The sequence below is a fragment of the Mycobacterium pseudoshottsii JCM 15466 genome (assembly GCF_003584745.1).
Classification (GTDB): Bacteria; Actinomycetota; Actinomycetes; order Mycobacteriales; family Mycobacteriaceae; genus Mycobacterium; species Mycobacterium marinum.
The window spans coordinates 2,069,069-2,090,434 of record NZ_AP018410.1; the positions used below are offsets into that span (position 1 = coordinate 2,069,069).

A 21,366-nucleotide genomic window follows, 5' to 3' on the forward strand; every position below is an offset into this window, starting at 1 on the left:
GGCTACTCGTCCCCGCCCGGAAAGGCGGTGGTGATCGGCCAGGCGCCCAGCACCTTGCTCCAGCGGGCGGCCATCACCGCGCTCTGGGTCAGCGCCGTGCTGGCGAATGCCCGATCACCGGCGGTGTCGGCGTATTCGACGACCGCGCGCCAGGCCGTTGCACCGTCGTTCTCCATCCGGGCGGCCAGCCGCGCGGCGTCGGCGGCACTGCTCACCACGTTCGGCAGCTGGTACCCGGCGGCGGCGACCGGTGCGGTGACCTTGCGGGAGGTCAGCATGGCGATCACGTCATCACGGCGTTGGCGGTGTTGGTTGAGCGCCTCCACCACCAGGTCGTTGACGCTCGGGGGCGATAGCGCTGACACGATGCCGTAGCCATAGATGGTCGCGTGCTCGACGGCGAGCGCATCGCAGAGCGCCGCGGTGTCGCCGTCTTTGTCGGCGGGGGAGCGCTTCGGGTTGGCGCCGAAGCTGGGTTCGGAAGAGGTCATATCGATGGCCCTCCGGGCAGCAGCGCGACCTGGTAGGACGCGGTGCAGGATGCGGCGATCGAGGCGAGCAGCCCGGCACGGTAGCCCTCCGTCGTGGTGACCAGGCGATTGGCGTCCTCGGCGGACTGGCGCAGTGAGTCGACCACGTCGGACAGGGGCGGGGGCGGCGGTGGCGGCGCCTGCGGCTCGGTGGCGCTGGGGCTGGGACTCGAACTGCTCGTTTCGCTGGTCGCCGATACCAGCTTGCCGGCCGCGCGGGCGATCTCGGTGGCCAGCGCGCGCGCATGGGCGGCCCGTTGGTTGGCGACCACAGTCAGGGCGGCGGCGATCTGTGGTGGATTGCCGATCGCCCCGGCGGCGGCCGAGGCCAGCGCACTGTCATGGCGGGCCTGCTCCAAAGGCGCCAGCAGCTCTTCGACGGCTGGCGGCTTGGGCGGGGACTCGCCGCAGGCGGAAACGACCACCCCGAGTGCAGCGAGAGCGGCACCGCCGGCGAGCACACCCCGCCTGTTGAGGACGGTTACTGCTCGGGACACAGCAACATCCTGCCATTGAGATCAAGCGGGGCACGATCAGGGACGATTAGCTCGGAGCTTGACGGCGGGATCGGCGCGCCGACGCGGATTCCTGGCGTATCGTTGGTAGCTGGTTCCGGTGAATCGTCGGCTTTTTGGTGCCGGTGCGACGCTGGTACCGCCCCTGGCGGCGCCATCCGCCAGATGACCGGACAACTCAAGATGAGGAGCTCGCCGTGACCACCGGGCTACCTTCGCAGACGCAGGTGATCGAGCTACTCGGTGGAGAGTTCGCGCGCGCCGGCTACGAGATCGAGGATGTGGTCATCGACCACCGCGCTCGTCCACCGCGGATCACAGTTGTCGCTGATGGTGACACCACCCTGGACCTGGACACTATCGCCGTGCTGTCGCGCTCCGCGTCGAGCTTGCTCGACAGCCTGGACAACATCGGCGACAGCTACGTGCTTGAAGTCAGTTCGCCCGGTATCGATCGCCCGCTGACCAGCGAGAAGCATTTCCGCCGTGCTCGTGGCCGCAAGGTCGAACTGACCCTGGCGGACGGATCGCAGCTGACTGGCTGCATCGGCGCGCTGCAAAGCGGTTCGCTGGATCTGGTGGTTCGGGCCGGGCGGGAGTGGAAAGTCCGCGAGATCCCACTTGCCGAGGTGGAGAAAGCGGTTGTGCAGGTCGAGTTTTCGCCGCCGAATCCAGCTGAATTAGAACTCGCGACTACAGGTAGGGCCGCTGGGACGGAGGTCGAGGCATGAACATCGACATGGCGGCACTGCATGCGATCGAGGTCGATCGGGGCATCTCGGTCAATGAGCTGCTCGAGACGATCAAATCGGCGCTGCTGACCGCCTATAGACACACCCAAGGCCATCAGACCGACGCGCGCATCGAGATCGACCGCAAGACCGGCGTCGTGCGCGTGATGGCCCGCGAGACCGATGACGACGGCAATGTGATCAGCGAATGGGATGACACGCCCGAGGGTTTTGGCCGCATCGCCGCGACAACCGCACGCCAAGTCATGTTGCAGCGGTTCCGGGACGCGGAAAATGAGCGCACTTACGGGGAGTTCTCTACCCGCGAGGGCGAGATCGTCGCGGGTGTGATCCAGCGTGACAGCCGAGCCAACGCTCGTGGGCTGGTCGTGGTTCGGATGGGAAGCGAGACCAAGGCCTCCGAAGGCGTGATTCCCTTTGCCGAACAGGTTCCTGGCGAGAGCTACGAGCATGGCAATCGGCTGCGCTGCTACGTCGTGGGCGTTAGCCGCGGTTCTCGCGAGCCGCTGATCACGCTGTCTCGTACCCACCCCAATCTGGTGCGCAAGCTGTTCTCCCTGGAAGTGCCCGAGATTGCGGATGGTTCGGTGGAGATCGTGGCGGTCGCCCGCGAGGCCGGACATCGGTCCAAGATTGCGGTTCGGTCCAACGTTCCGGGGCTGAACGCCAAGGGCGCCTGCATCGGACCGATGGGTCAACGCGTCCGCAACGTGATGAGCGAACTTTCCGGAGAAAAGATCGACATCATCGACTATGACGAGGACCCGGCGCGGTTCGTCGCCAACGCGCTGTCCCCGGCGAAGGTTGTTTCGGTGTCGGTGATCGATCAGACCGCACGGGCGGCTCGCGTCGTGGTGCCGGACTTCCAGCTGTCCCTGGCCATCGGCAAGGAAGGCCAGAACGCGCGGTTGGCGGCCAGGCTTACCGGCTGGCGGATCGACATCCGCGGCGATTCGCCGGAGCAGTCGGCGGAGCACCCGGAACGGGGCGCCAGCCGCGGCTTGGCACACGACCACTAGGGGACATGCCCCGGTTTGGGCGCCGGCCCGGACAACGGGTCCACGGGCGGTTCGGGCAATCGGTTCGGTGACGCTAGACTGAGCCGTGATCCAGCGCAAGCCTTCGGCCATGGCGCACGGGCGTCCGGATATCCCCTGCGGACCGGTGCGGACGTGTGTCGGGTGCCGAAAGCGAGAGTTGGCCGTCGAACTGCTTCGAGTGGTGGCTGAGTCGACCGGGAACGGCAACTATGCCGTGATCGTTGACACAGCTAGGGGGCTGCCGGGACGGGGTGCGTGGTTGCACCCGGTGCCGCAGTGCGTACAACAAGCGATTCGGCGACGGGCTTTCACCAGAGCGCTGCGCATCACCGGGTCACCGGATATATCCGCGGTGGTCGAGCACATCGGTGGTTTGGATGTGCCCGGTCCGCCGAGCAACAGAACAGGTAGCAAAGAACATGAGCACACCGTGAAGTCCCGATGACAATGTGTCATAGCTAAACCCCGAGGCGCGGCCCACAACTGTCGCCTCATGGACAGGAGATGTAGTGGCAGGTAAGGCCCGCGTACACGAGTTGGCTAAGGAACTCGGTGTAACCAGCAAAGAAGTGCTCGCCCGGCTGAGTGAACAGGGCGAATTCGTCAAGTCGGCCTCGTCGACGGTGGAAGCTCCCGTGGCCCGCAGGCTGCGTGAATCGTTCGGTGGCGGTAAGTCGGCGCCGGCGAAAGGCTCCGACACGGGTGCCGCCAAAGGTGTGGCCAAGGCCCCGCAGAAGGTGCCGGGTGCCAGCCCCGCGGCCAAGGCTCCGGACAGGTCTCTGGACGCCGCTCTGGACAAGGCGGTAGGCAACGGTGCTCCGGCGCCCGTTCCCGCCCCCGCGCCGGCGCCTGCGCCTGCGCCCGCGCAACCCGCGGACTCCGGTGTGGCACCGCCGGCCGCGACGCCGGCGGCCCCCGCTGCTTCGGCAGCGCCCGCGCCGCCGAAGGCGCCGCTTCCCGGGCAACGGCCTGCGCCGACACCGGGCAAGCCGGCCGCTCCGCAAGCGCCTCACCCGGGCATGGCTCCGGGTGCACGGCCGGGGCCGGTGCCCAAGCCGGGAGTTCGTACTCCCCGCGTCGGCAACAACCCGTTCTCCTCGGCGCAGCCGGTTGATCGGCCCATTCCGCGCCCGCAGGCGCCGCGCCCAGGGGCGCCTCGCCCCGGCGGCGCTTCTCCCGGCAACATGCCTCCGCGTCCCGGCGGCGCTTCCGGTGGGCCTCGCCCACCGCGTACCGGCGCGCCGCGGCCCGGTGGTGGTCGTCCTGGTGGGCCAGGTGGCGGCCGGTCAGATGGTGGCGGCGGTAACTACCGCGGCGGAGGCGGCGGCGTTGGCGCCGCACCTGGAGGCGGCTTCCGCGGCCGTCCCGGTGGCGGTGGTGGCGGCGGCCGTCCCGGCCAGCGCGGCGGTGCGGCCGGTGCTTTCGGCCGTCCCGGCGGCGCGCCCCGGCGCGGCCGTAAGTCCAAGCGGGCCAAACGCGCCGAGTACGAGAACATGCAGGCGCCGGTCGTCGGCGGTGTGCGGCTGCCGCACGGCAACGGTGAAACCATCCGGCTGGCGCGCGGAGCATCGCTCTCCGACTTCGCGGACAAGATCAACGCCAACCCGGCGGCACTGGTCCAGGCGCTGTTCAACCTCGGCGAGATGGTCACGGCCACCCAGTCGGTCGGCGACGAGACCCTCGAGCTGCTCGGCAGCGAGATGAACTACAACGTCCAGGTGGTCAGTCCCGAGGACGAGGACCGCGAGCTGCTGGAATCCTTCGATCTGACCTACGGCGAAGACTCCGGCGACGAGTCCGAGTTGCAGACCCGACCGCCGGTAGTCACGGTGATGGGTCACGTCGACCACGGCAAGACCCGACTGCTGGACACCATCCGTAAGGCCAACGTCCGCGAGGGCGAGGCCGGTGGCATCACCCAGCACATCGGTGCCTACCAGGTCAGCGTGGACCACGATGGCACCGAGCGGTTGATCACCTTCATTGACACCCCCGGTCACGAGGCGTTCACTGCCATGCGTGCCCGCGGTGCCAAGGCCACCGACATCGCCATCCTGGTGGTCGCCGCCGACGACGGTGTGATGCCGCAGACGGTTGAGGCCATCAACCACGCGCAGGCCGCAGACGTGCCGATCGTGGTGGCGGTCAACAAGATCGACAAGGAGGGCGCCGACCCGGCCAAGATCCGCGGTCAGCTCACCGAATACGGTTTGGTCGCTGAGGATTTCGGTGGCGACACGATGTTTGTCGACATCTCGGCCAAGCAAGGCACCAACATCGAGGCGCTCGAGGAGGCGGTGCTGCTTACCGCCGACGCGGCCCTGGATCTGCGGGCCAACCCCGACATGGAGGCCCAGGGTGTGGCGATCGAAGCGCACCTGGACCGTGGTCGTGGCCCGGTGGCCACCGTGCTGGTGCAACGCGGCACGCTGCGGGTCGGCGACTCGGTGGTGGCCGGCGACGCCTACGGCCGCGTGCGCCGGATGGTCGACGAGCACGGCGAGGACGTGGAAGAGGCGCTACCGTCGCGTCCGGTCCAGGTGATCGGCTTCACCTCGGTCCCCGGTGCCGGTGACAACTTCCTGGTCGTGGACGAGGACCGGATCGCCCGCCAAATCGCCGACCGGCGCAGCGCTCGCAAGCGCAACGCGTTGGCGGCGCGCAGTCGCAAGCGGATCAGCCTGGAAGATCTGGATTCGGCGCTGAAGGAAACCAGCCAGCTCAACCTGATCCTCAAGGGCGACAACGCCGGTACTGTCGAGGCGCTGGAAGAGGCCCTGATGGGTATCGAGGTCGACGACGAGGTGGCCCTGCGTGTCATCGACCGCGGTGTCGGTGGCATCACCGAGACCAACGTCAACCTGGCGTCGGCTTCGGATGCGATCATCATCGGTTTCAACGTGCGTGCCGAGGGCAAGGCCACCGAGCTGGCCAACCGCGAAGGTGTGGAGATTCGCTACTACTCGGTCATCTACCAGGCGATCGATGAGATCGAGAAGGCCCTGCGCGGCATGCTCAAGCCGATCTACGAAGAGGTCGAGCTCGGGCGCGCAGAGATCCGGGCGCTGTTCCGGTCCTCGAAGGTCGGCCTCATCGCGGGCTGCATGATCAGCTCCGGTGTGGTTCGCCGCAACGCGAAGGCCCGGTTGTTGCGAGACAACATCGTGGTCGTCGAGAACCTCTCGATTCACTCGTTGCGTCGGGAGAAGGACGACGTGACCGAGGTCCGCGAGGGATTCGAGTGCGGTATGACGCTGGGCTACTCCGACCTCAAAGAGGGCGACTTCATCGAGTCCTACGAGCTGGTCCAGAAAGACCGCTCCTGATGGGGCGCGAGCATGGCTGACCCGGCGCGAGCGCGCCGGCTGGCCAAACGGATCACCACGATCGTCGCGTCGGCGATCGAGTACGAGATCAAGGATCCGGGGCTGGTCGGGGTGACCATCACCGACGCCAAGGTGACGGCCGATCTGCACGATGCGACGGTGTACTACACCGTGATGGGGCCGACGTTGGACGATGAGCCGGACTACGCGGCCGCCGCGGCGGCACTGGAACGGGCCAAGGGGGTGCTGCGCACCAAGGTCGGAGCCGGCACTGGCGTGCGCTTCACCCCGACCCTGACGTTCACCCGGGACGTCACGTCCGACACCGTGCATCGGATGGACGAGTTGTTGGCCCGTGCCCGCGCCGCCGACGCAGATCTGGCGCGGGTGCGAGTCGGTGCCAAGCCGGCGGGGGAGGCCGATCCCTACCGCGACAGGGGATCGGCCGACGAACCGTCGGATGCCGGGGGACTGGTCATTCGAACTAGCGACGGGCTCGAGGCTGAGAACACCGGTGACGACTACCAAGCCGAAGATTGAGCAGATGCGATGTCCGGGGGTGCGCGTCGACGCCGTCGGCGCGGCCGAGCTGCTTTCGGCCGCCGACAGCATTGCGGTAATCGCCCATGTCCACCCCGACGCCGACACGATCGGCGCGGGGCTGGCCCTGGCGTTGGTGTTGGACGGGTGCGGCAAGCAGGTCGAGGTGAGTTTCGCCGCCCCCGCCACGCTGCCTGAGTCGCTGGCGTCGCTGCCCGGTTGCGCCCTGCTTGTCGATGCCGACGAGATGCGCCGCGACGTCGACTTGATGGTGACCGTCGACGTCCCCAGCATCAAGCGTCTCGGTGGGCTCAGTGACCTGGCCGATCCGGGCCGCAGCGTGCTGGTCATCGATCACCACGCGTCCAACGCCGAGTTTGGCACGGCCAACTTCATCGATTGCTCGGCCGACTCGACCACCATGATGGTGGCCGAGATTCTCGATGCGTGGGGCAAGCCGATCGATCTGGACGTCGCGCACTGCATCTATGCCGGTCTCACCACCGACACCGGGTCGTTTAGGTGGGCGAGTCCGCGCGGCCTGCGGCTGGCGGCCCGGCTGGTGGACATCGGCGTGGACAACGCCGCGATCAGCCGATCGCTGATGGATACCCACCCGTTCATGTGGTTGCCGATGCTCTCCCGGGTGCTCGGCTCGGCGCAGCTGCTGCCCGAGGCGGTAGCCGGTCGGGGATTGGTCTACGCGGTCGTCGAGCACCAGGAGTTTGTGCGGGCGCGCGCCGAAGAGGTGGAGAGCATCGTCGACATCGTGCGCACCACCCGGCAGGCCGAGGTCGCGGTCGTTTTCAAAGAGGTCGACCCCCAGCAGTGGTCGGTGTCGATGCGGGCCAAGAAGGACATCGATTTGAGCGTGGTCGCCTCAGCGTTCGGTGGCGGGGGCCACCTGCTGGCGGCGGGGTATTCGACCACCGGCTCGATCGATGACGTCGTGGCGTCGCTGCTCGCAGCGCTGGGCTGACCCTCTTTGCGGGAAATGGGGCCCGACGCCGGGCGGCCCGACGCCGGCGGCCGCAAGATCGCAGCGCTGGTGTTGCCCGCGCTGGGTGTGCTGGCCGCCGAGCCGCTGTATCTGTTGTTCGATACCGCAGTGATAGGTCGGCTTGGGGCCTTGGCCCTGGCGGGTCTGGCCATCGGCAGTCTGGTTCTGGGCCTGGTCGGTTCTCAGGCGACGTTTCTGTCCTACGGCACGACGGCGCGTTCGGCGCGCCACTACGGGGCGGGCGACCGGGTGGCGGCGGTCGCCGAAGGCGTGCAGGCGACCTGGTTGGCGGTGGCGCTCGGGCTGTTGACCATCCTTGTGGTGCAGATCGCCGCGGTGCCCCTGGTCTCGGTGATCGCCGGGGCCCGCGCGGGTAGCGGCGATATCGCGGGGACGGCGCTGCCCTGGCTGCGGATCGCCATTTTGGGCACGCCGGCGATCCTCATCTCGCTCGCGGGCAACGGCTGGATGCGGGGCGTGCAGGACACCGTTCGGCCGCTGCGCTACGTGGTTGCCGGTTTTGGGTTGTCGGCACTGCTGTGTCCGCTGCTGGTGTACGGCTGGCTGGGCTTGCCGCGAATGGAACTGGCCGGCTCGGCGGTGGCCAATCTGGTGGGGCAGTGGCTGGCGGCGTTGCTGTTCGGGGGCGCGCTGCTCGCCGAGCGGGTGTCGTTGCGACCCGACCGCCACATACTGCGGGAGCAATTGGTGCTGGCTCGCGATCTGATCGTGCGGACGATGGGGTTCCAGGCGTGTTTTATCTCGGCCGCGGCGGTGGCTGCCAGGTTCGGCGCTGCCGCTCTGGCTGCACACCAGGTGGTGCTGCAGCTGTGGGGCTTTTTCGCCCTGGTTCTCGATTCACTGGCCATTGCGGCCCAATCGCTGGTGGGGGCGGCACTCGGGGCCGGGGACGCCGCACACGCGAAGTGGGTGGCATGGCGGGTGACAGTGTTTTCGCTGCTTGCCGCGGGCATGTTGGCGGCGGCTTTGGCGCTGGGGGCCCCGGTGCTGCCCGCGCTGTTCACCGACGATGCGGCGGTGCTCGCGGCGGTCACCGTGCCGTGGTGGTTCCTTGTTGCGCAGTTACCTTTTGCCGGAATCGTTTTCGCACTCGACGGGGTGTTGTTGGGTGCTGGTGACGCCGCCTTCATGCGTACCGCGACCGTGGTCAGCGCGCTGGCGGGGTTCTTGCCGCTCACCTGGCTGTCGTTGGTGTACGGCTGGGGGCTGGCGGGCATCTGGTCGGGCCTTGCCACCTTCATCGTGCTGCGGCTGATATTCGTCGGATGGCGGGCGATGAGTGGCCGGTGGGCCTTGACGGGGACGGCTTGACTCGCCCGGCGCCGATCTTGGATCTTGACGAGAACTCCCCAGCAACCGCCGATACACTGCGCCGGTGACGACGACGCGGCCACGGCGGAACCGGTCGTGGCGGGATTACGCGCTATTCGTCGCTTTGGTGGGCCCCAACCTGGCATTGTTGTTGCTGTTCGTCTACCGCCCATTGGTCGACAATATCAGGTTGTCGTTCTTTGACTGGAATATCTCCGACCCCACTGCGGAATTCGTCGGATTCTCCAACTACATCGAGTGGTTCAGTCGTCCGGACACCCGCCAGATCGTGGCCAACACGGCGATTTTCACCACCGCAGCGGTGGCCGGATCGATGGTGCTGGGACTGCTGCTGGCGATGCTGCTCGACCAACCGTTGCGCGGGCGAAACCTGGTGCGCTCAACGGTCTTCGCACCGTTTGTGATCTCGGGTGCGGCCGTCGGTCTGGCAGCCCAGTTCGTGTTCGATCCACATTTCGGTCTGGTGCAAGACTTGTTGCACCGGGTCGGGGTCAACGCTCCCGACTTCTACCAGGACACGCCCTGGGCGTTGTTCATGGTGACGGTCACCTATGTGTGGAAGAACCTCGGATACACCTGCGTGATCTATCTGGCGGCGTTGCAGGGCGTGCGTCGAGATCTATTGGAGGCCGCAGAAATCGACGGCGCGAGCCGGTGGACGAGCTTTCGGCGGGTACTGCTGCCGCAGTTGCGGCCAACCACCTTCTTCCTGTCGATTACGGTGCTGATCAACTCGCTGCAGGTGTTCGATGTAATCAACGTCATGACCCGCGGCGGACCGGAAGGAACCGGGACCACAACGATGGTGTACCAGGTGTATCTGGAGACCTTCCGAAACTTCCGCGCCGGCTACGGCGCCACCATCGCAACGATGATGTTTCTTTTCCTGTTGGTCGTCACCTACTACCAGGTGCGAGTCATGGATAGAGGGCAGCAGCAGTGATGTCCTTGCGCCCGCGCGGCTCGAGGGCCATCGTTCGTGTGCTCGGCTATGTCGCCATGTTGTTGGTGATGGCTGTGGTGGCCGGGCCGCTACTGTTCGTGTTCTTCACCTCGTTCAAGGAACAGGCGGACATCTACTCACAACCGACCAACTGGTGGCCGCCGCACTGGTATCCGCAGAACTATTGGACGGCCACCCGGCAGATCCCGTTTTGGACCTTCCTGCGTAACTCGGTGATTATCACCTCGGTGCTGGCTGTGGTGAAGTTCGCCCTCGGTGTGTTCAGCGCATTCGGCTTGGTGTTTGTCCAGTTCCCGGGCAAAACCCCGGTGTTCTTGTTGATCATTGCCGCGCTGATGGTGCCCAACCAGATCACCGTCATCTCCAACTACGCGCTGATCGCTCAGCTGGGGCTGCGCAACACGTTTCCCGGCATCATCTTGCCCCTTGCCGGAGTCGCGTTCGGAACCTTCCTGATGCGCAATCAATTTTTTTCGCTGCCCAGCGAGGTCATCGAGGCCGCGCGGATGGACGGGGCGCGTTGGTGGCAACTGCTATTTCGAGTGGTGTTGCCGATGTCCGGTCCCACCATGGTGGCCTTCGGCATCATTACAGTCGTCAACGAATGGAATGAATACCTGTGGCCATTTCTGATGTCCGACGACGAATCGGTGGCGCCGCTGCCAGTGGGGCTGACTTTCCTTCAGCAGGCCGAGGGCGTGACGAACTGGGGTCCGGTGATGGCAGTGACACTGTTGGCGATGTTGCCGATCCTGGTCATCTTCATCGGATTGCAGCGGCGCATGATCAAGGGCCTCACCTCGGGTGCGGTTAAGGGGTAGTGGGCCATGAACTCCATGCATCGCAGACGGTTTCTGTCGCTCGCAAGTGCTGCCGCGGCCGGTGTGACGGCCGGATGCGCCGGGATCACCAACAACGTCTCGATCAAGTCGGGGCCCGGACCGATCTCGTTCTGGTCCAATCATCCGGGTCAATCATCCGGCGTGGAGAAGGTTCTGATCGACTGTTTTCAGCAGCAGTTTCCCGGCTTGTCGGTCAAATTGGTCGATGCCGGCATGGACTACGACGAAGTGGCGGAGAAGTTCAACGCAGGGCTCCGGCGTTGTTGATTAGCAGGCTTGTGAGCTGGGTTGATGATCTTTGGTGCCGCGCTATTGGGGCCGGAGTGTAGGCACGGGCTATCTGGAGAACGATCGAGTTGGTTACTGTTCGTCGTTGGTCTGGAGTTGCCCGTGCCTACCGTTTCAGTATTGCGTGTGTCGTCGGTTCCAGAGGTGTTCGACCGCTGGAGTCCTGGTGAGCGCAGCGAGTTCATCGGATCGGAGTTTCTCGATGTGTTGGCCTCGGTGCCAGACCCGAGGGGCCCACGCGGTCGGAGGTATTCGCTGGTGGCTTTGTTGGCGATCGCGGTTCTGGCCACTGCCGCGGGGATGCGCGGCTATGCTGGTTTTGCCACATGGGCGGCCACCGCTCCCGATGATGTGTTGGCCCAATTAGGGGTCCGGTTCCGGCGGCCCAGTGAGAAGACCTTCCGCGCTGTTTTGTCTCGGCTAGACCCCGCCGACCTCAACGCCAGGATGGGCAGTTACTTCACTGCACACGTGGCCAGCAGCGACCCCAGTGGATTGGTGCCGATCGCGTTGGACGGCAAGATGCTGCGTGGTGCTTTACGCGCCAAAGCGACAGCCACGCATCTCGTGTCGGTGTTCGCCCACCGTGCCCGATTGGTGCTCGGTCAACTCGCTGTCGCCGAGAAAAGCAATGAAATTCCCTGCGTACGTGCCCTGCTCACGCTGCTGCCGGGTAGCTTGCGGTGGCTGGTCACCGTGGATGCGATGCATACCCAGGTCGTCACCGCGAAGTTGATCTGCGCCACCTTGAAGTCGCACTACCTGATGATCGTCAAGTCCAACCAAGCCAAAATATTTGCGCGTATCACCGCGCTGCCCTGGGCCGAGGTGCCCGCAGCCGCTACCGACGACTCCCGCGGCCACGGCCGTGTCGAGACCCGCACCCTGCAAATCATCACCGCTGCACGAGGAATCGGCTTCCCCTACGCAAAACAAATCATCCGGATCACTCGTGAACGCTTGATCACCGCCACCGACCAGCGCAGCGTGGAGGTGGTCTATGCCATTTGCAGCCTGCCGTTCGAGCACGCCCGCCCTACCGCGATCATGGCCTGGATGCGTCAACACTGGGGAATCGAGAACAGCCTGCACTGGATACGCGACGTCACCTTCGACGAAGACCGTCAAAGGGCACATACCGGAAACGGCGCACAGGTCCTAGCAACGCTACGCAACACCGCGATCAATCTGCACCGCCTCAACGGCGCCGACAACATCGCCGAAGCCTGCCGGATCACCGCTTTGACCGCCAACCGCCGCCTAGACCTCCTCAATCCACAATTCCCCAGCTCACAAGCCTGCTAATCAACAACGCCGGAGCCCTGAAGTTCAACGCCGCACTTATCGGCGATGACGTGCCCGATGTGGTTGTGCTGGAATATATCTGGTGGTTTCACTTTGCCTTGAGCGGCGTGATTTCCCCCCCTCGATAAACTATTTCGCCAGATCGGTGTGGACACCTCTGATTATGTGGACACACTGCTGGCCGACTACGAGTTCAACGGACGGCATTACGCGTTGCCCTATGCGCGCTCGACGCCGCTGTTCTACTACAACAAGGCGGTATGGCAGCGGGCCGGATTGCCCGATCGCGGGCCGAACAGTTGGCAAGAATTCGATGACTGGGGCCCGCGGCTACAACGCGTCGTCGATGAACGGCAGTGGGCCCACGGCTGGGCCAATGCCGAATTGATCTCGTGGACGTTCCAAGGAGTGAACTGGACCTTCGATGGTTCTTACTCGGATCTGTGGACGCTGCGATTCACCGACCCCGACACCATCGCGGCGGGCAACTTTTACCGGGACAGCATCCATACCAAGCGTTATGCGGCGGTCGCCAACAACATCGCCAACGAATTCGCCACCGGAATCATGGCCTCCGCGGTCGCCTCGACCGGCTCGCTGACCGGCATTACCCAGATGGCCAAATTCGACTTTGGTGCGGCGCCCGTGCCTACCGGCCAGGGCTCCGGCGTTGTTGATTAGCAGGCTTGTGAGCTGGGTTGATGATCTTTGGTGCCGCGCTATTGGGGCCGGAGTGTAGGCACGGGCTATCTGGAGAACGATCGAGTTGGTTACTGTTCGTCGTTGGTCTGGAGTTGCCCGTGCCTACCGTTTCAGTATTGCGTGTGTCGTCGGTTCCAGAGGTGTTCGACTGCTGGAGTCCTGGTGAGCGCAGCGAGCTCATCGGATCGGAGTTTCTCGATGTGTTGGCCTCGGTGCCAGACCCGAGGGGCCCACGCGGTCGGAGGTATTCGCTGGTGGCTTTGTTGGCGATCGCGGTTCTGGCCACTGCCGCGGGGATGCGCGGCTATGCTGGTTTTGCCACATGGGCGGCCACCGCTCCCGATGATGTGTTGGCCCAATTAGGGGTCCGGTTCCGGCGGCCCAGTGAGAAGACCTTCCGCGCTGTTTTGTCTCGGCTAGACCCCGCCGACCTCAACGCCAGGATGGGCAGTTACTTCACTGCACACGTGGCCAGCAGCGACCCCAGTGGATTGGTGCCGATCGCGTTGGACGGCAAGATGCTGCGTGGTGCTTTACGCGCCAAAGCGACAGCCACGCATCTCGTGTCGGTGTTCGCCCACCGTGCCCGATTGGTGCTCGGTCAACTCGCTGTCGCCGAGAAAAGCAATGAAATTCCCTGCGTACGTGCCCTGCTCACGCTGCTGCCGGGTAGCTTGCGGTGGCTGGTCACCGTGGATGCGATGCATACCCAGGTCGTCACCGCGAAGTTGATCTGCGCCACCTTGAAGTCGCACTACCTGATGATCGTCAAGTCCAACCAAGCCAAAATATTTGCGCGTATCACCGCGCTGCCCTGGGCCGAGGTGCCCGCAGCCGCTACCGACGACTCCCGCGGCCACGGCCGTGTCGAGACCCGCACCCTGCAAATCATCACCGCTGCACGAGGAATCGGCTTCCCCTACGCAAAACAAATCATTCGGATCACTCGTGAACGCTTGATCACCGCCACCGACCAGCGCAGCGTGGAGGTGGTCTATGCCATCTGCAGCCTGCCGTTCGAGCACGCCCGCCCTACCGCGATCATGGCCTGGATGCGTCAACACTGGGGAATCGAGAACAGCCTGCACTGGATACGCGACGTCACCTTCGACGAAGACCGTCAAAGGGCACATACCGGAAACGGCGCACAGGTCCTAGCAACGCTACGCAACACCGCGATCAATCTGCACCGCCTCAACGGCGCCGACAACATCGCCGAAGCCTGCCGGATCACCGCTTTGACCGCCAACCGCCGCCTAGACCTCCTCAATCCACAATTCCCCAGCTCACAAGCCTGCTAATCAACAACGCCGGAGCCCTGAAGTTCAACGCCGCACTTATCGGCGATGACGTGCCCGATGTGGTTGTGCTGGAAGATATCTGGTGGTTTCACTTTGCCTTGAGCGGCGTGATTTCCCCCCCTCGATAAACTATTTCGCCAGATCGGTGTGGACACCTCTGATTATGTGGACACACTGCTGGCCGACTACGAGTTCAACGGACGGCATTACGCGTTGCCCTATGCGCGCTCGACGCCGCTGTTCTACTACAACAAGGCGGTATGGCAGCGGGCCGGATTGCCCGATCGCGGGCCGAACAGTTGGCAAGAATTCGATGACTGGGGCCCGCGGCTACAACGCGTCGTCGATGAACGGCAGTGGGCCCACGGCTGGGCCAATGCCGAATTGATCTCGTGGACGTTCCAAGGAGTGAACTGGACCTTCGATGGTTCTTACTCGGATCTGTGGACGCTGCGATTCACCGACCCCGACACCATCGCGGCGGGCAACTTTTACCGGGACAGCATCCATACCAAGCGTTATGCGGCGGTCGCCAACAACATCGCCAACGAATTCGCCACCGGAATCATGGCCTCCGCGGTCGCCTCGACCGGCTCGCTGACCGGCATTACCCAGATGGCCAAATTCGACTTTGGTGCGGCGCCCGTGCCTACCGGCCAGGGCTCCGGCGTTGTTGATTAGCAGGCTTGTGAGCTGGGTTGATGATCTTTGGTGCCGCGCTATTGGGGCCGGAGTGTAGGCACGGGCTATCTGGAGAACGATCGAGTTGGTTACTGTTCGTCGTTGGTCTGGAGTTGCCCGTGCCTACCGTTTCAGTATTGCGTGTGTCGTCGGTTCCAGAGGTGTTCGACTGCTGGAGTCCTGGTGAGCGCAGCGAGTTCATCGGATCGGAGTTTCTCGATGTGTTGGCCTCGGTGCCAGACCCGAGGGGCCCACGCGGTCGGAGGTATTCGCTGGTGGCTTTGTTGGCGATCGCGGTTCTGGCCACTGCCGCGGGGATGCGCGGCTATGCTGGTTTTGCCACATGGGCGGCCACCGCTCCCGATGATGTGTTGGCCCAATTAGGGGTCCGGTTCCGGGCGGCCCAGTGAGAAGACCTTCCGCGCTGTTTTGTCTCGGCTAGACCCCGCCGACCTCAACGCCAGGATGGGCAGTTACTTCACTGCACACGTGGCCAGCAGCGACCCCAGTGGATTGGTGCCGATCGCGTTGGATGGCAAGATGCTGCGTGGTGCTTTACGCGCCAAAGCGACAGCCACGCATCTCGTGTCGGTGTTCGCCCACCGTGCCCGATTGGTGCTCGGTCAACTCGCTGTCGCCGAGGAAAGCAATGAAATTCCCTGCGTACGTGCCCTGCTCACGCTGCTGCCGGGTAGCTTGCGGTGGCTGGTCACCGTGGATGCGATGCATACCCAGGTCGTCACCGCGAAGTTGATCTGCGCCACCTTGAAGTCGCACTACCTGATGATCGTCAAGTCCAACCAAGCCAAAATACTTGCGCGTATCACCGCGCTGCCCTGGGCCGAGGTGCCCACAGCCGCTACCGACGACTCCCGCGGCCACGGCCGTGTCGAGACCCGCACCCCGCAAATCATCACCGCTGCACGAGGAATCGGCTTCCCCTACGCAAAACAAATCATCCGGATCACTCGTGAACGCTTGATCACCGCCACCGACCAGCGCAGCGTGGAGGTGGTCTATGCCATCTGCAGCCTGCCGTTCGAGCACGCCCGCCCTACCGCGATCATGACCTGGATGCGTCAACACTGGGGAATCGAGAACAGCCTGCACTGGATACGCGACGTCACCTTCGACGAAGACCGTCAAAGGGCACATACCGGAAACGGCGCACAGGTCCTAGCAACGCTACGCAACACCGCGATCAATCTGCACCGCCTCAACGGCGCCGACAACATCGCCGAAGCCTGCCGGATCACCGCTTTGACCGCCAACCGCCGCCTAGACCTCCTCAATCCACAATTCCCCAGCTCACAAGCCTGCTAATCAACAACGCAGGAGCCCTGGCCTACCGGCCCGGGCGGAGCCCCCGAATGCCCGACAGGTGGGGCGGGCCTGGCGATTCCCACCAAGCTCTCCGACGAACGCAAGCGCAACGCACTCAGGTTCATCGAGTACATCACCAACCCAGTCAATACCGCCTATTTCAGTCAGCGCACCGGATATCTGGCGGTGCGAAAGTCGGCAGCCGATGTCCCCAGCGAACAGAAGTATTTGGCGGATCATCCGCGCGCCAGAGTTGCGATCAACCAGCTTCCCCACACCCGCCCGCAGGACTACGCGCGGGTCTTCCTGCCCGGTGCCGATCGAATCATCTCCGCCGGGCTCGAGTCCATCGGGTTGCGGGGAACAAACGTGGCAAAGACATTCGCAAGTATTGAAAGGCAGCTGCAGATCATTCTGGACCGACAGATCGTGCGAAAGCTTCGCCAGCATGGCTAAAGTGCAGTACTCCGGGGTCACCTATCGGTATCCAGGCAGTGGTGCGCCCGCTGTGAACAACCTGGACCTCGAGATCGCCGACGGCGAGTTTCTGGTGCTGGTCGGCCCTTCCGGTTGCGGCAAATCCACCATACTGCGGGTGCTGGCCGGACTGGAATCCGTTGAGAGCGGTCGTATTACTATCGGCGATACGGATGTCACCGACCTTCCGCCGCGGGCTCGCGATGTCGCGATGGTATTCTAGAACTACGCGCTTTACCCGAATATGACGGTGGCGCAGAACATGGGATTTGCGTTGCGCAATGCCGGCATGTCGCGCGCGGACACTCGGCAACGAGTTCTCGAAGTTGCCAGCATGCTGGAACTGACCGAGCTGCTGGATCGTAAGCCGTCGAAGCTTTCGGGTGGACAGCGCCAGCGGGTGGCGATGGGACGAGCCATCGTGCGCCGGCCGCGGGTCTTTTGCATGGACGAACCGTTGTCGAATTTGGATGCCAAGCTGCGAGTGAGCACCAGATCGCACATCTCGGGGCTGCAACGTCAGCTGGGCACCACCACCGTGTACGTCACACACGACCATGTGGAGGCCATGACAATGGGCCATCGGGTCGCCGTACTCAAAGACGGTGTGCTGCAACAGGTTGATACGCCCCGGGAATTGTATGACAACCCGGTGAACACTTTCGTCGCCACTTTCATCGGGGCGCCGGCGATGAACCTCATCGAGGCTTCGGTCGCCGATGGGGTGGCGCGACTGTCCGGTCTGGTGATACCGGTTCCGCGCGGCGCCGCCGACCGGGTGCTGATTGGCGTCCGGCCGGAGTCCTGGGATGTGGTAGGAGGCGATGCCGCCGCATCATTGGGTGTTCGCGTCGAACAGGTCGAGGAATTGGGCTTCGAATCGTTCATCTACGCAACCCCCTTCGCCCAGGACGGGTGGTCGTCACGGACCCGGCGGATCGTGATCCGGTCCGATCGACACACCACCGTCGGTGCGGGGGATTCGTTGTCGATCGCGCGCCGAATCCGCAGGAAGTGTGCTTCTTCGATAGTCGAACCGAGTCGCGCATCCGTTGAGCAGTACCGGTGCTATCGCGGACCCGATGTCATCGGTCAGCAACCCCCAGAAGTGCTTGCTCGGTGTCCTCGTCGACCAGGTCGGCGTTGATGGCCATAGCGGCGAGCAGGCCAGAAGACGCCGAGTTGACCACGTGAGCCGAAATGTCGGCCGCGTTGCCGGCGGCGTAGACGCCGGGCACCGAGGTACGGCCGCTGCCATCGGTCTTCAGATTCTCGCCGAAACCCGACGGGTGGGTCACCAAGCGAAGCCCCAGCGGTTCTAGGAAATCGGTGTTGGCGACCATCCGCGGCAACAGCGCGAGCGCTGCCAGCGCGACGCGGTTGCCGTCGGCGAGCGCGACGGCCTCTAGTCGCCCGTCGTTGCTGACAACCTCGGTGACCGGCGAGGTTATGACTTCGATCTGGCGGGCGTGCAGCCGGGCTCGCTCGGGTTCGCTCGGATCGACTGCGCCGTTGAGAAAGAGCGTGATCCGCGGACTCCACTGTCGGAACATGAGGGCCTGATGGACGGATTCGGGCCCGGTTGCCAGGACGCCGATCGGCTGGTCTCGCACCTCCCACCCGTGGCAGTACGGGCAATACAGCACATCGGTGCCCCATAGCTCGGCCAGGCCGGTGATGTCGGGCAAATGGTCCACCAGCCCCGAAGCGATAAGCAGCTTGCGTGCGCGAATCGTGCTGCAGTCGGTGATGGAAACCTCGAACATCGATCCGTTGCGGTGTGCCGCCATGACCTGGCCCTGGCGGAGTTGGCCGCCATAACCCGCAATTTCGGCATGACCGGCGGAAATGAGATCCGCGGGGGCAAAACCGTCGCGGGTCAAGAAATCATGGACCCCGGCTGACCGCGCATTGCGCGGTTGCCCGCCATCGATGACCAGGACGGATCTTCGGGCTCGGGCGAGCGTTAACGCACTGCTCAATCCGGCTGGACCGCTACCGATGACGACGACGTCATGGGGATCGGTCATCTGGCAAGGATCCCTGCAGTTCTGCGTTCAGGCAAGCGCGGTGTGATCGCTACCGCACTTGGGAACGTCCGCGATTGAGGACAGCCTCGCGGTTGGCCGCGATATCGTCGCCGCTGGTCCGGAATTCTCTAGCGGCAGTTGCTTCCAGCCACAGCCCCTGCGCGGTCGAAGAATCATCGATGCGGTGGTAGGACGCGAGTAAGGCTCGGACCGCGTTCTGGTTGTTGCCAACGATGGACGCCGCGACCTGGCGTGCGGCGGGCAGCAGTTGCTGGTGCTCCACGACCTCGGTGACCAGGCCCGCGCGCAGCGCGTCGGTGGCCGAAAGGTAGTCCCCGGTGAGGCTCATGCGCCGGGCCAGGCCCACGCCCACCTTCTGGGGCAACCGCACGCTGAGGCCCCAGGTGGGCAACAGTCCGACTCGCGCGTGAGTGTCGGCGAAGCGTGCCTGCTCGGAGGCGATCAGGATGTCGCAGTACAAGGCGAGTTCGAGTCCGCCCGTCACCGCGGCACCGTTGATGGCTCCGATCACCGGCTTGGTGAGGGCCGGCCAGCGCGGCGAGATGTCGGGCAGTGCTGATTGCCCGCCGAGCTCCTTGAGATCCAGTCCGGCGCAGAACACCGGATCGGCGCCGGTGAGGATGATGACGTCGACGTCGTCGTCGGTCTCGGCCGCGGCGAGAGCCGCGAAAAACTGATCCCGCAGGGCCGCCGATAGAGCATTGCGTGATTGCGGGCGGTTGAGGGTCAAAGTGAGCACCCGCTCAGCAGTATCAATCAGCAGGATTTCGTTGGTCATGATTTCACCGTAGTCGGCGCTGGCAAGGACCCCTATCCGGCTGGTTGGCAGGAAGGGGCCGCAGCCCTCGGCGCCGAATTTGGAGTGGCTGGGTGGTGTATCAACGGTGAACAGTGTTGAACCCACTTGGGTTTCGCGTGAATAGACGCTACCGTTTCCTGCGAGCGGCCAATTACTGCATATAGCAACTGTTTTGTAGGAAAACTGTTGACGGGCTCGCTTTTTGGGTGTCTGCGGCACAGCCGGCGCAGATCTCGTAACCGCTGCTACTTCCGAGGTGAGGAGACGAAGAGATGGATTTTGGGCGCAGACCGCCTGAAGTCACCTCCGCGCTTATGTATATGGGTCCGGGGTCGACGTCGATGACCGCTGCGGCATCGGTCTGGAACCGCGTTGCCGCGGAGTTGGATTCGGCGGCGACCAGCTATGAATCCCTGGTCATCGGGCTGGTCGAGGAAGGGTGGCTGGGCCCGGCATCGGTGGCGATGGCAGATGCGGTCGCGCCCTATGTGGTCTGGATGCGGGCCACCGCCGCACAGGCCGAGCACACGGCGATGCAGGCCAGAGCCTCGGCGGCGGCCTACGAGACCGCGTTTGGTGCGGTGGTGCCACCGCCGCTGATCTCGGCGAATCGGGTGCGGTTGGCCGAGCTGATCGCATCGAATGTCTTCGGTCAGAACACCGCGGTGATTACCGCCTTGGAAACCGAGTACGGCCAGATGTGGGCTCAAGACGCCGCGGCCATGTACGAGTACGCCGCGGCCACCTCGTCGGCCACGGAGTTGACCCCGTTCACGCAGCCGCAGCAGATCGTTAGCCCCGGCGCCGGTTCCGGGCAGATCGCTGCGGTCGCACACTCGGCGGCAACATTGGCCGGCACCAGTCAAACAACGCTGTCGCGGCTAATTTCGGAGATCCCCAAGGCGTTGCATGGCATTGTTGCGCCCCTTGCAGCCTCGACCACACCAGACTCCCCGCTGGGTTGGCTGTGGCAAATCTTGTTCGGAACGACTTTCCCCACCTCGATTTCGGCGCTGCTCACCGATTTGCAGCCATATGCCAGCTTTTTCTACAACACCGAGGGCTTGCCCTATTTCAGCATTGGGATGGCGAACAACTTCATTCAGATGAGCAAGACCCTGGGATTGCTCAGCGGCACCACCGCGGCGGCCACTGGCGGCGCCGCCAGTGGGTTAGCCGGTCTGGGCGGCCTGATTGACGGCGGCGGGCAGGTATCGGCACATCTGGGGCACGCCGCGTCGCTGGGGCGGTTGTCGGTGCCGCCGTCGTGGGCGCAGTCCGTCCCGGATCTCGAGTCCATGCCAGCACGCATGCCGATCGAGACGCTCAAGTTCGCACCCGACGGTGGAGGCGCCGGGAACCTGTTGGGGGGCATGCCGCTTGGCGGTCCCGGGCTCGGCGCATCCGGTTCGGGTCCCCGATACGGTGTCCGCCCCACCGTGATGGCACGCCCACCCTTTGCCGGCTGAAACGTGATCGCGACCAACGTGATAACGGTCCCGCCCGACAGCCAGGACACAAGTGCTGACCCAACCTATGACGATGTCCCGATGCAGACTTTCCTGTATTCAGGCGAC

The 21,366-nt window shown here is 64.4% G+C and carries 16 protein-coding genes and 6 pseudogenes; 18 read left to right on the top strand and 4 right to left on the bottom strand.

Annotation, left to right across the window (positions count from 1 at the left end):
- Window positions 1–2: 2 nt before the first annotated feature.
- Window positions 3–491, bottom strand: a complete 489-nt coding sequence (locus MPSD_RS09330; protein ID WP_012393685.1) for a ferritin-like domain-containing protein — start codon at window positions 489–491, stop codon at window positions 3–5.
- Complete coding sequence (locus MPSD_RS09335; protein ID WP_012393686.1) at window positions 488–1,027, bottom strand: hypothetical protein; 540 nt, start codon at window positions 1,025–1,027, stop codon at window positions 488–490. Before MPSD_RS09335 ends, MPSD_RS09330 begins: the two co-directional genes overlap by 4 nt.
- Before the next feature lie 215 nt (window positions 1,028–1,242).
- Here MPSD_RS09335 and rimP point away from each other — a divergent pair, with 215 nt between their 5' ends.
- From rimP to MPSD_RS09430, 17 genes and pseudogenes are all read left to right on the top strand, one after another.
- A complete protein-coding gene (gene rimP / locus MPSD_RS09340) occupies window positions 1,243–1,776 on the top strand; it encodes a ribosome maturation factor RimP (RefSeq protein WP_086085817.1) in 534 nt (177 codons plus the stop codon).
- Window positions 1,773–2,816: a transcription termination factor NusA gene (nusA, locus tag MPSD_RS09345; RefSeq protein ID WP_015355253.1), complete on the top strand. Its 1,044-nt coding sequence runs from the start codon at window positions 1,773–1,775 to the stop codon at window positions 2,814–2,816. Before rimP ends, nusA begins: the two co-directional genes overlap by 4 nt.
- Window positions 2,817–2,925: 109 nt before the next feature.
- Window positions 2,926–3,282, top strand: coding sequence for a YlxR family protein (locus MPSD_RS09350; RefSeq protein ID WP_179953036.1), 357 nt, complete (start codon window positions 2,926–2,928; stop codon window positions 3,280–3,282).
- A 64-nt stretch (window positions 3,283–3,346) separates the two neighbouring features.
- Window positions 3,347–6,163 carry a translation initiation factor IF-2 gene (infB, locus tag MPSD_RS09355; protein ID WP_086085816.1) on the top strand — a complete coding sequence of 939 codons (2,817 nt, stop codon included), beginning with the start codon at window positions 3,347–3,349 and terminating at the stop codon, window positions 6,161–6,163.
- A gap of 12 nt (window positions 6,164–6,175) precedes the next feature.
- Entirely contained in the window at window positions 6,176–6,703 is a 528-nt protein-coding gene (gene rbfA, locus MPSD_RS09360) for a 30S ribosome-binding factor RbfA (RefSeq protein WP_012393691.1), read from the top strand.
- A gap of 4 nt (window positions 6,704–6,707) precedes the next feature.
- Window positions 6,708–7,682, top strand: a complete 975-nt coding sequence (locus MPSD_RS09365; protein ID WP_036426755.1) for a DHH family phosphoesterase — start codon at window positions 6,708–6,710, stop codon at window positions 7,680–7,682.
- 15 nt (window positions 7,683–7,697) lie between these two features.
- Entirely contained in the window at window positions 7,698–9,035 is a 1,338-nt protein-coding gene (locus tag MPSD_RS09370) for an MATE family efflux transporter (RefSeq protein WP_036426753.1), read from the top strand.
- Window positions 9,036–9,099: 64 nt separating this feature from the next.
- The gene (locus MPSD_RS09375; protein ID WP_011740164.1) at window positions 9,100–9,999 is read left to right on the top strand and encodes a carbohydrate ABC transporter permease; all 900 of its coding nucleotides are present in this window, start codon (window positions 9,100–9,102) and stop codon (window positions 9,997–9,999) included.
- The gene (locus MPSD_RS09380; RefSeq protein ID WP_086085815.1) at window positions 9,999–10,841 is read left to right on the top strand and encodes a carbohydrate ABC transporter permease; all 843 of its coding nucleotides are present in this window, start codon (window positions 9,999–10,001) and stop codon (window positions 10,839–10,841) included. Before MPSD_RS09375 ends, MPSD_RS09380 begins: the two co-directional genes overlap by 1 nt.
- A 6-nt stretch (window positions 10,842–10,847) precedes the next feature.
- Window positions 10,848–11,117, top strand: a pseudogene (locus tag MPSD_RS09385) (ABC transporter substrate-binding protein); the annotation flags it as partial.
- A gap of 135 nt (window positions 11,118–11,252) precedes the next feature.
- On the top strand, window positions 11,253–12,455 hold the full coding sequence (locus tag MPSD_RS09395) for an ISAs1-like element IS2404/ISMul1 family transposase (RefSeq protein ID WP_420811892.1): 1,203 nt from the start codon (window positions 11,253–11,255) through the stop codon (window positions 12,453–12,455).
- Window positions 12,456–12,469: 14 nt separating this feature from the next.
- Window positions 12,470–13,112: pseudogene (locus MPSD_RS09400) on the top strand (extracellular solute-binding protein); the annotation flags it as partial.
- Window positions 13,113–13,255: 143 nt separating this feature from the next.
- Complete coding sequence (locus MPSD_RS09410) at window positions 13,256–14,458, top strand: ISAs1-like element IS2404/ISMul1 family transposase (RefSeq protein WP_420811893.1); 1,203 nt, start codon at window positions 13,256–13,258, stop codon at window positions 14,456–14,458.
- A 14-nt stretch (window positions 14,459–14,472) separates the two neighbouring features.
- Window positions 14,473–15,115, top strand: a pseudogene (locus tag MPSD_RS09415) (extracellular solute-binding protein); the annotation flags it as partial.
- A 143-nt stretch (window positions 15,116–15,258) separates the two neighbouring features.
- A pseudogene (locus MPSD_RS09420) lies at window positions 15,259–16,462 on the top strand (ISAs1-like element IS2404/ISMul1 family transposase).
- Window positions 16,463–16,477: 15 nt separating this feature from the next.
- Window positions 16,478–16,918, top strand: a pseudogene (locus MPSD_RS09425) (extracellular solute-binding protein); the annotation flags it as partial.
- Window positions 16,911–17,995 (top strand): annotated as a pseudogene (locus tag MPSD_RS09430) (ABC transporter ATP-binding protein). The pseudogenes MPSD_RS09425 and MPSD_RS09430, both read left to right, overlap by 8 nt.
- Before the next feature lie 29 nt (window positions 17,996–18,024).
- On the opposite strand, the gene MPSD_RS09435 reads toward MPSD_RS09430, so the two are convergent.
- Both MPSD_RS09435 and MPSD_RS09440 read right to left on the bottom strand, forming a co-directional pair.
- Entirely contained in the window at window positions 18,025–18,969 is a 945-nt protein-coding gene (locus MPSD_RS09435; RefSeq protein WP_020788048.1) for an NAD(P)/FAD-dependent oxidoreductase, read from the bottom strand.
- A 49-nt stretch (window positions 18,970–19,018) separates the two neighbouring features.
- Window positions 19,019–19,768 carry an enoyl-CoA hydratase gene (locus MPSD_RS09440; protein WP_036427437.1) on the bottom strand — a complete coding sequence of 250 codons (750 nt, stop codon included), beginning with the start codon at window positions 19,766–19,768 and terminating at the stop codon, window positions 19,019–19,021.
- Window positions 19,769–20,061: 293 nt separating this feature from the next.
- On the opposite strand from MPSD_RS09440, the gene MPSD_RS09445 reads away from it, so the two are divergent.
- On the top strand, window positions 20,062–21,258 hold the full coding sequence (locus MPSD_RS09445) for a PPE family protein (protein ID WP_012393699.1): 1,197 nt from the start codon (window positions 20,062–20,064) through the stop codon (window positions 21,256–21,258).
- Window positions 21,259–21,366 lie beyond the last annotated feature (108 nt).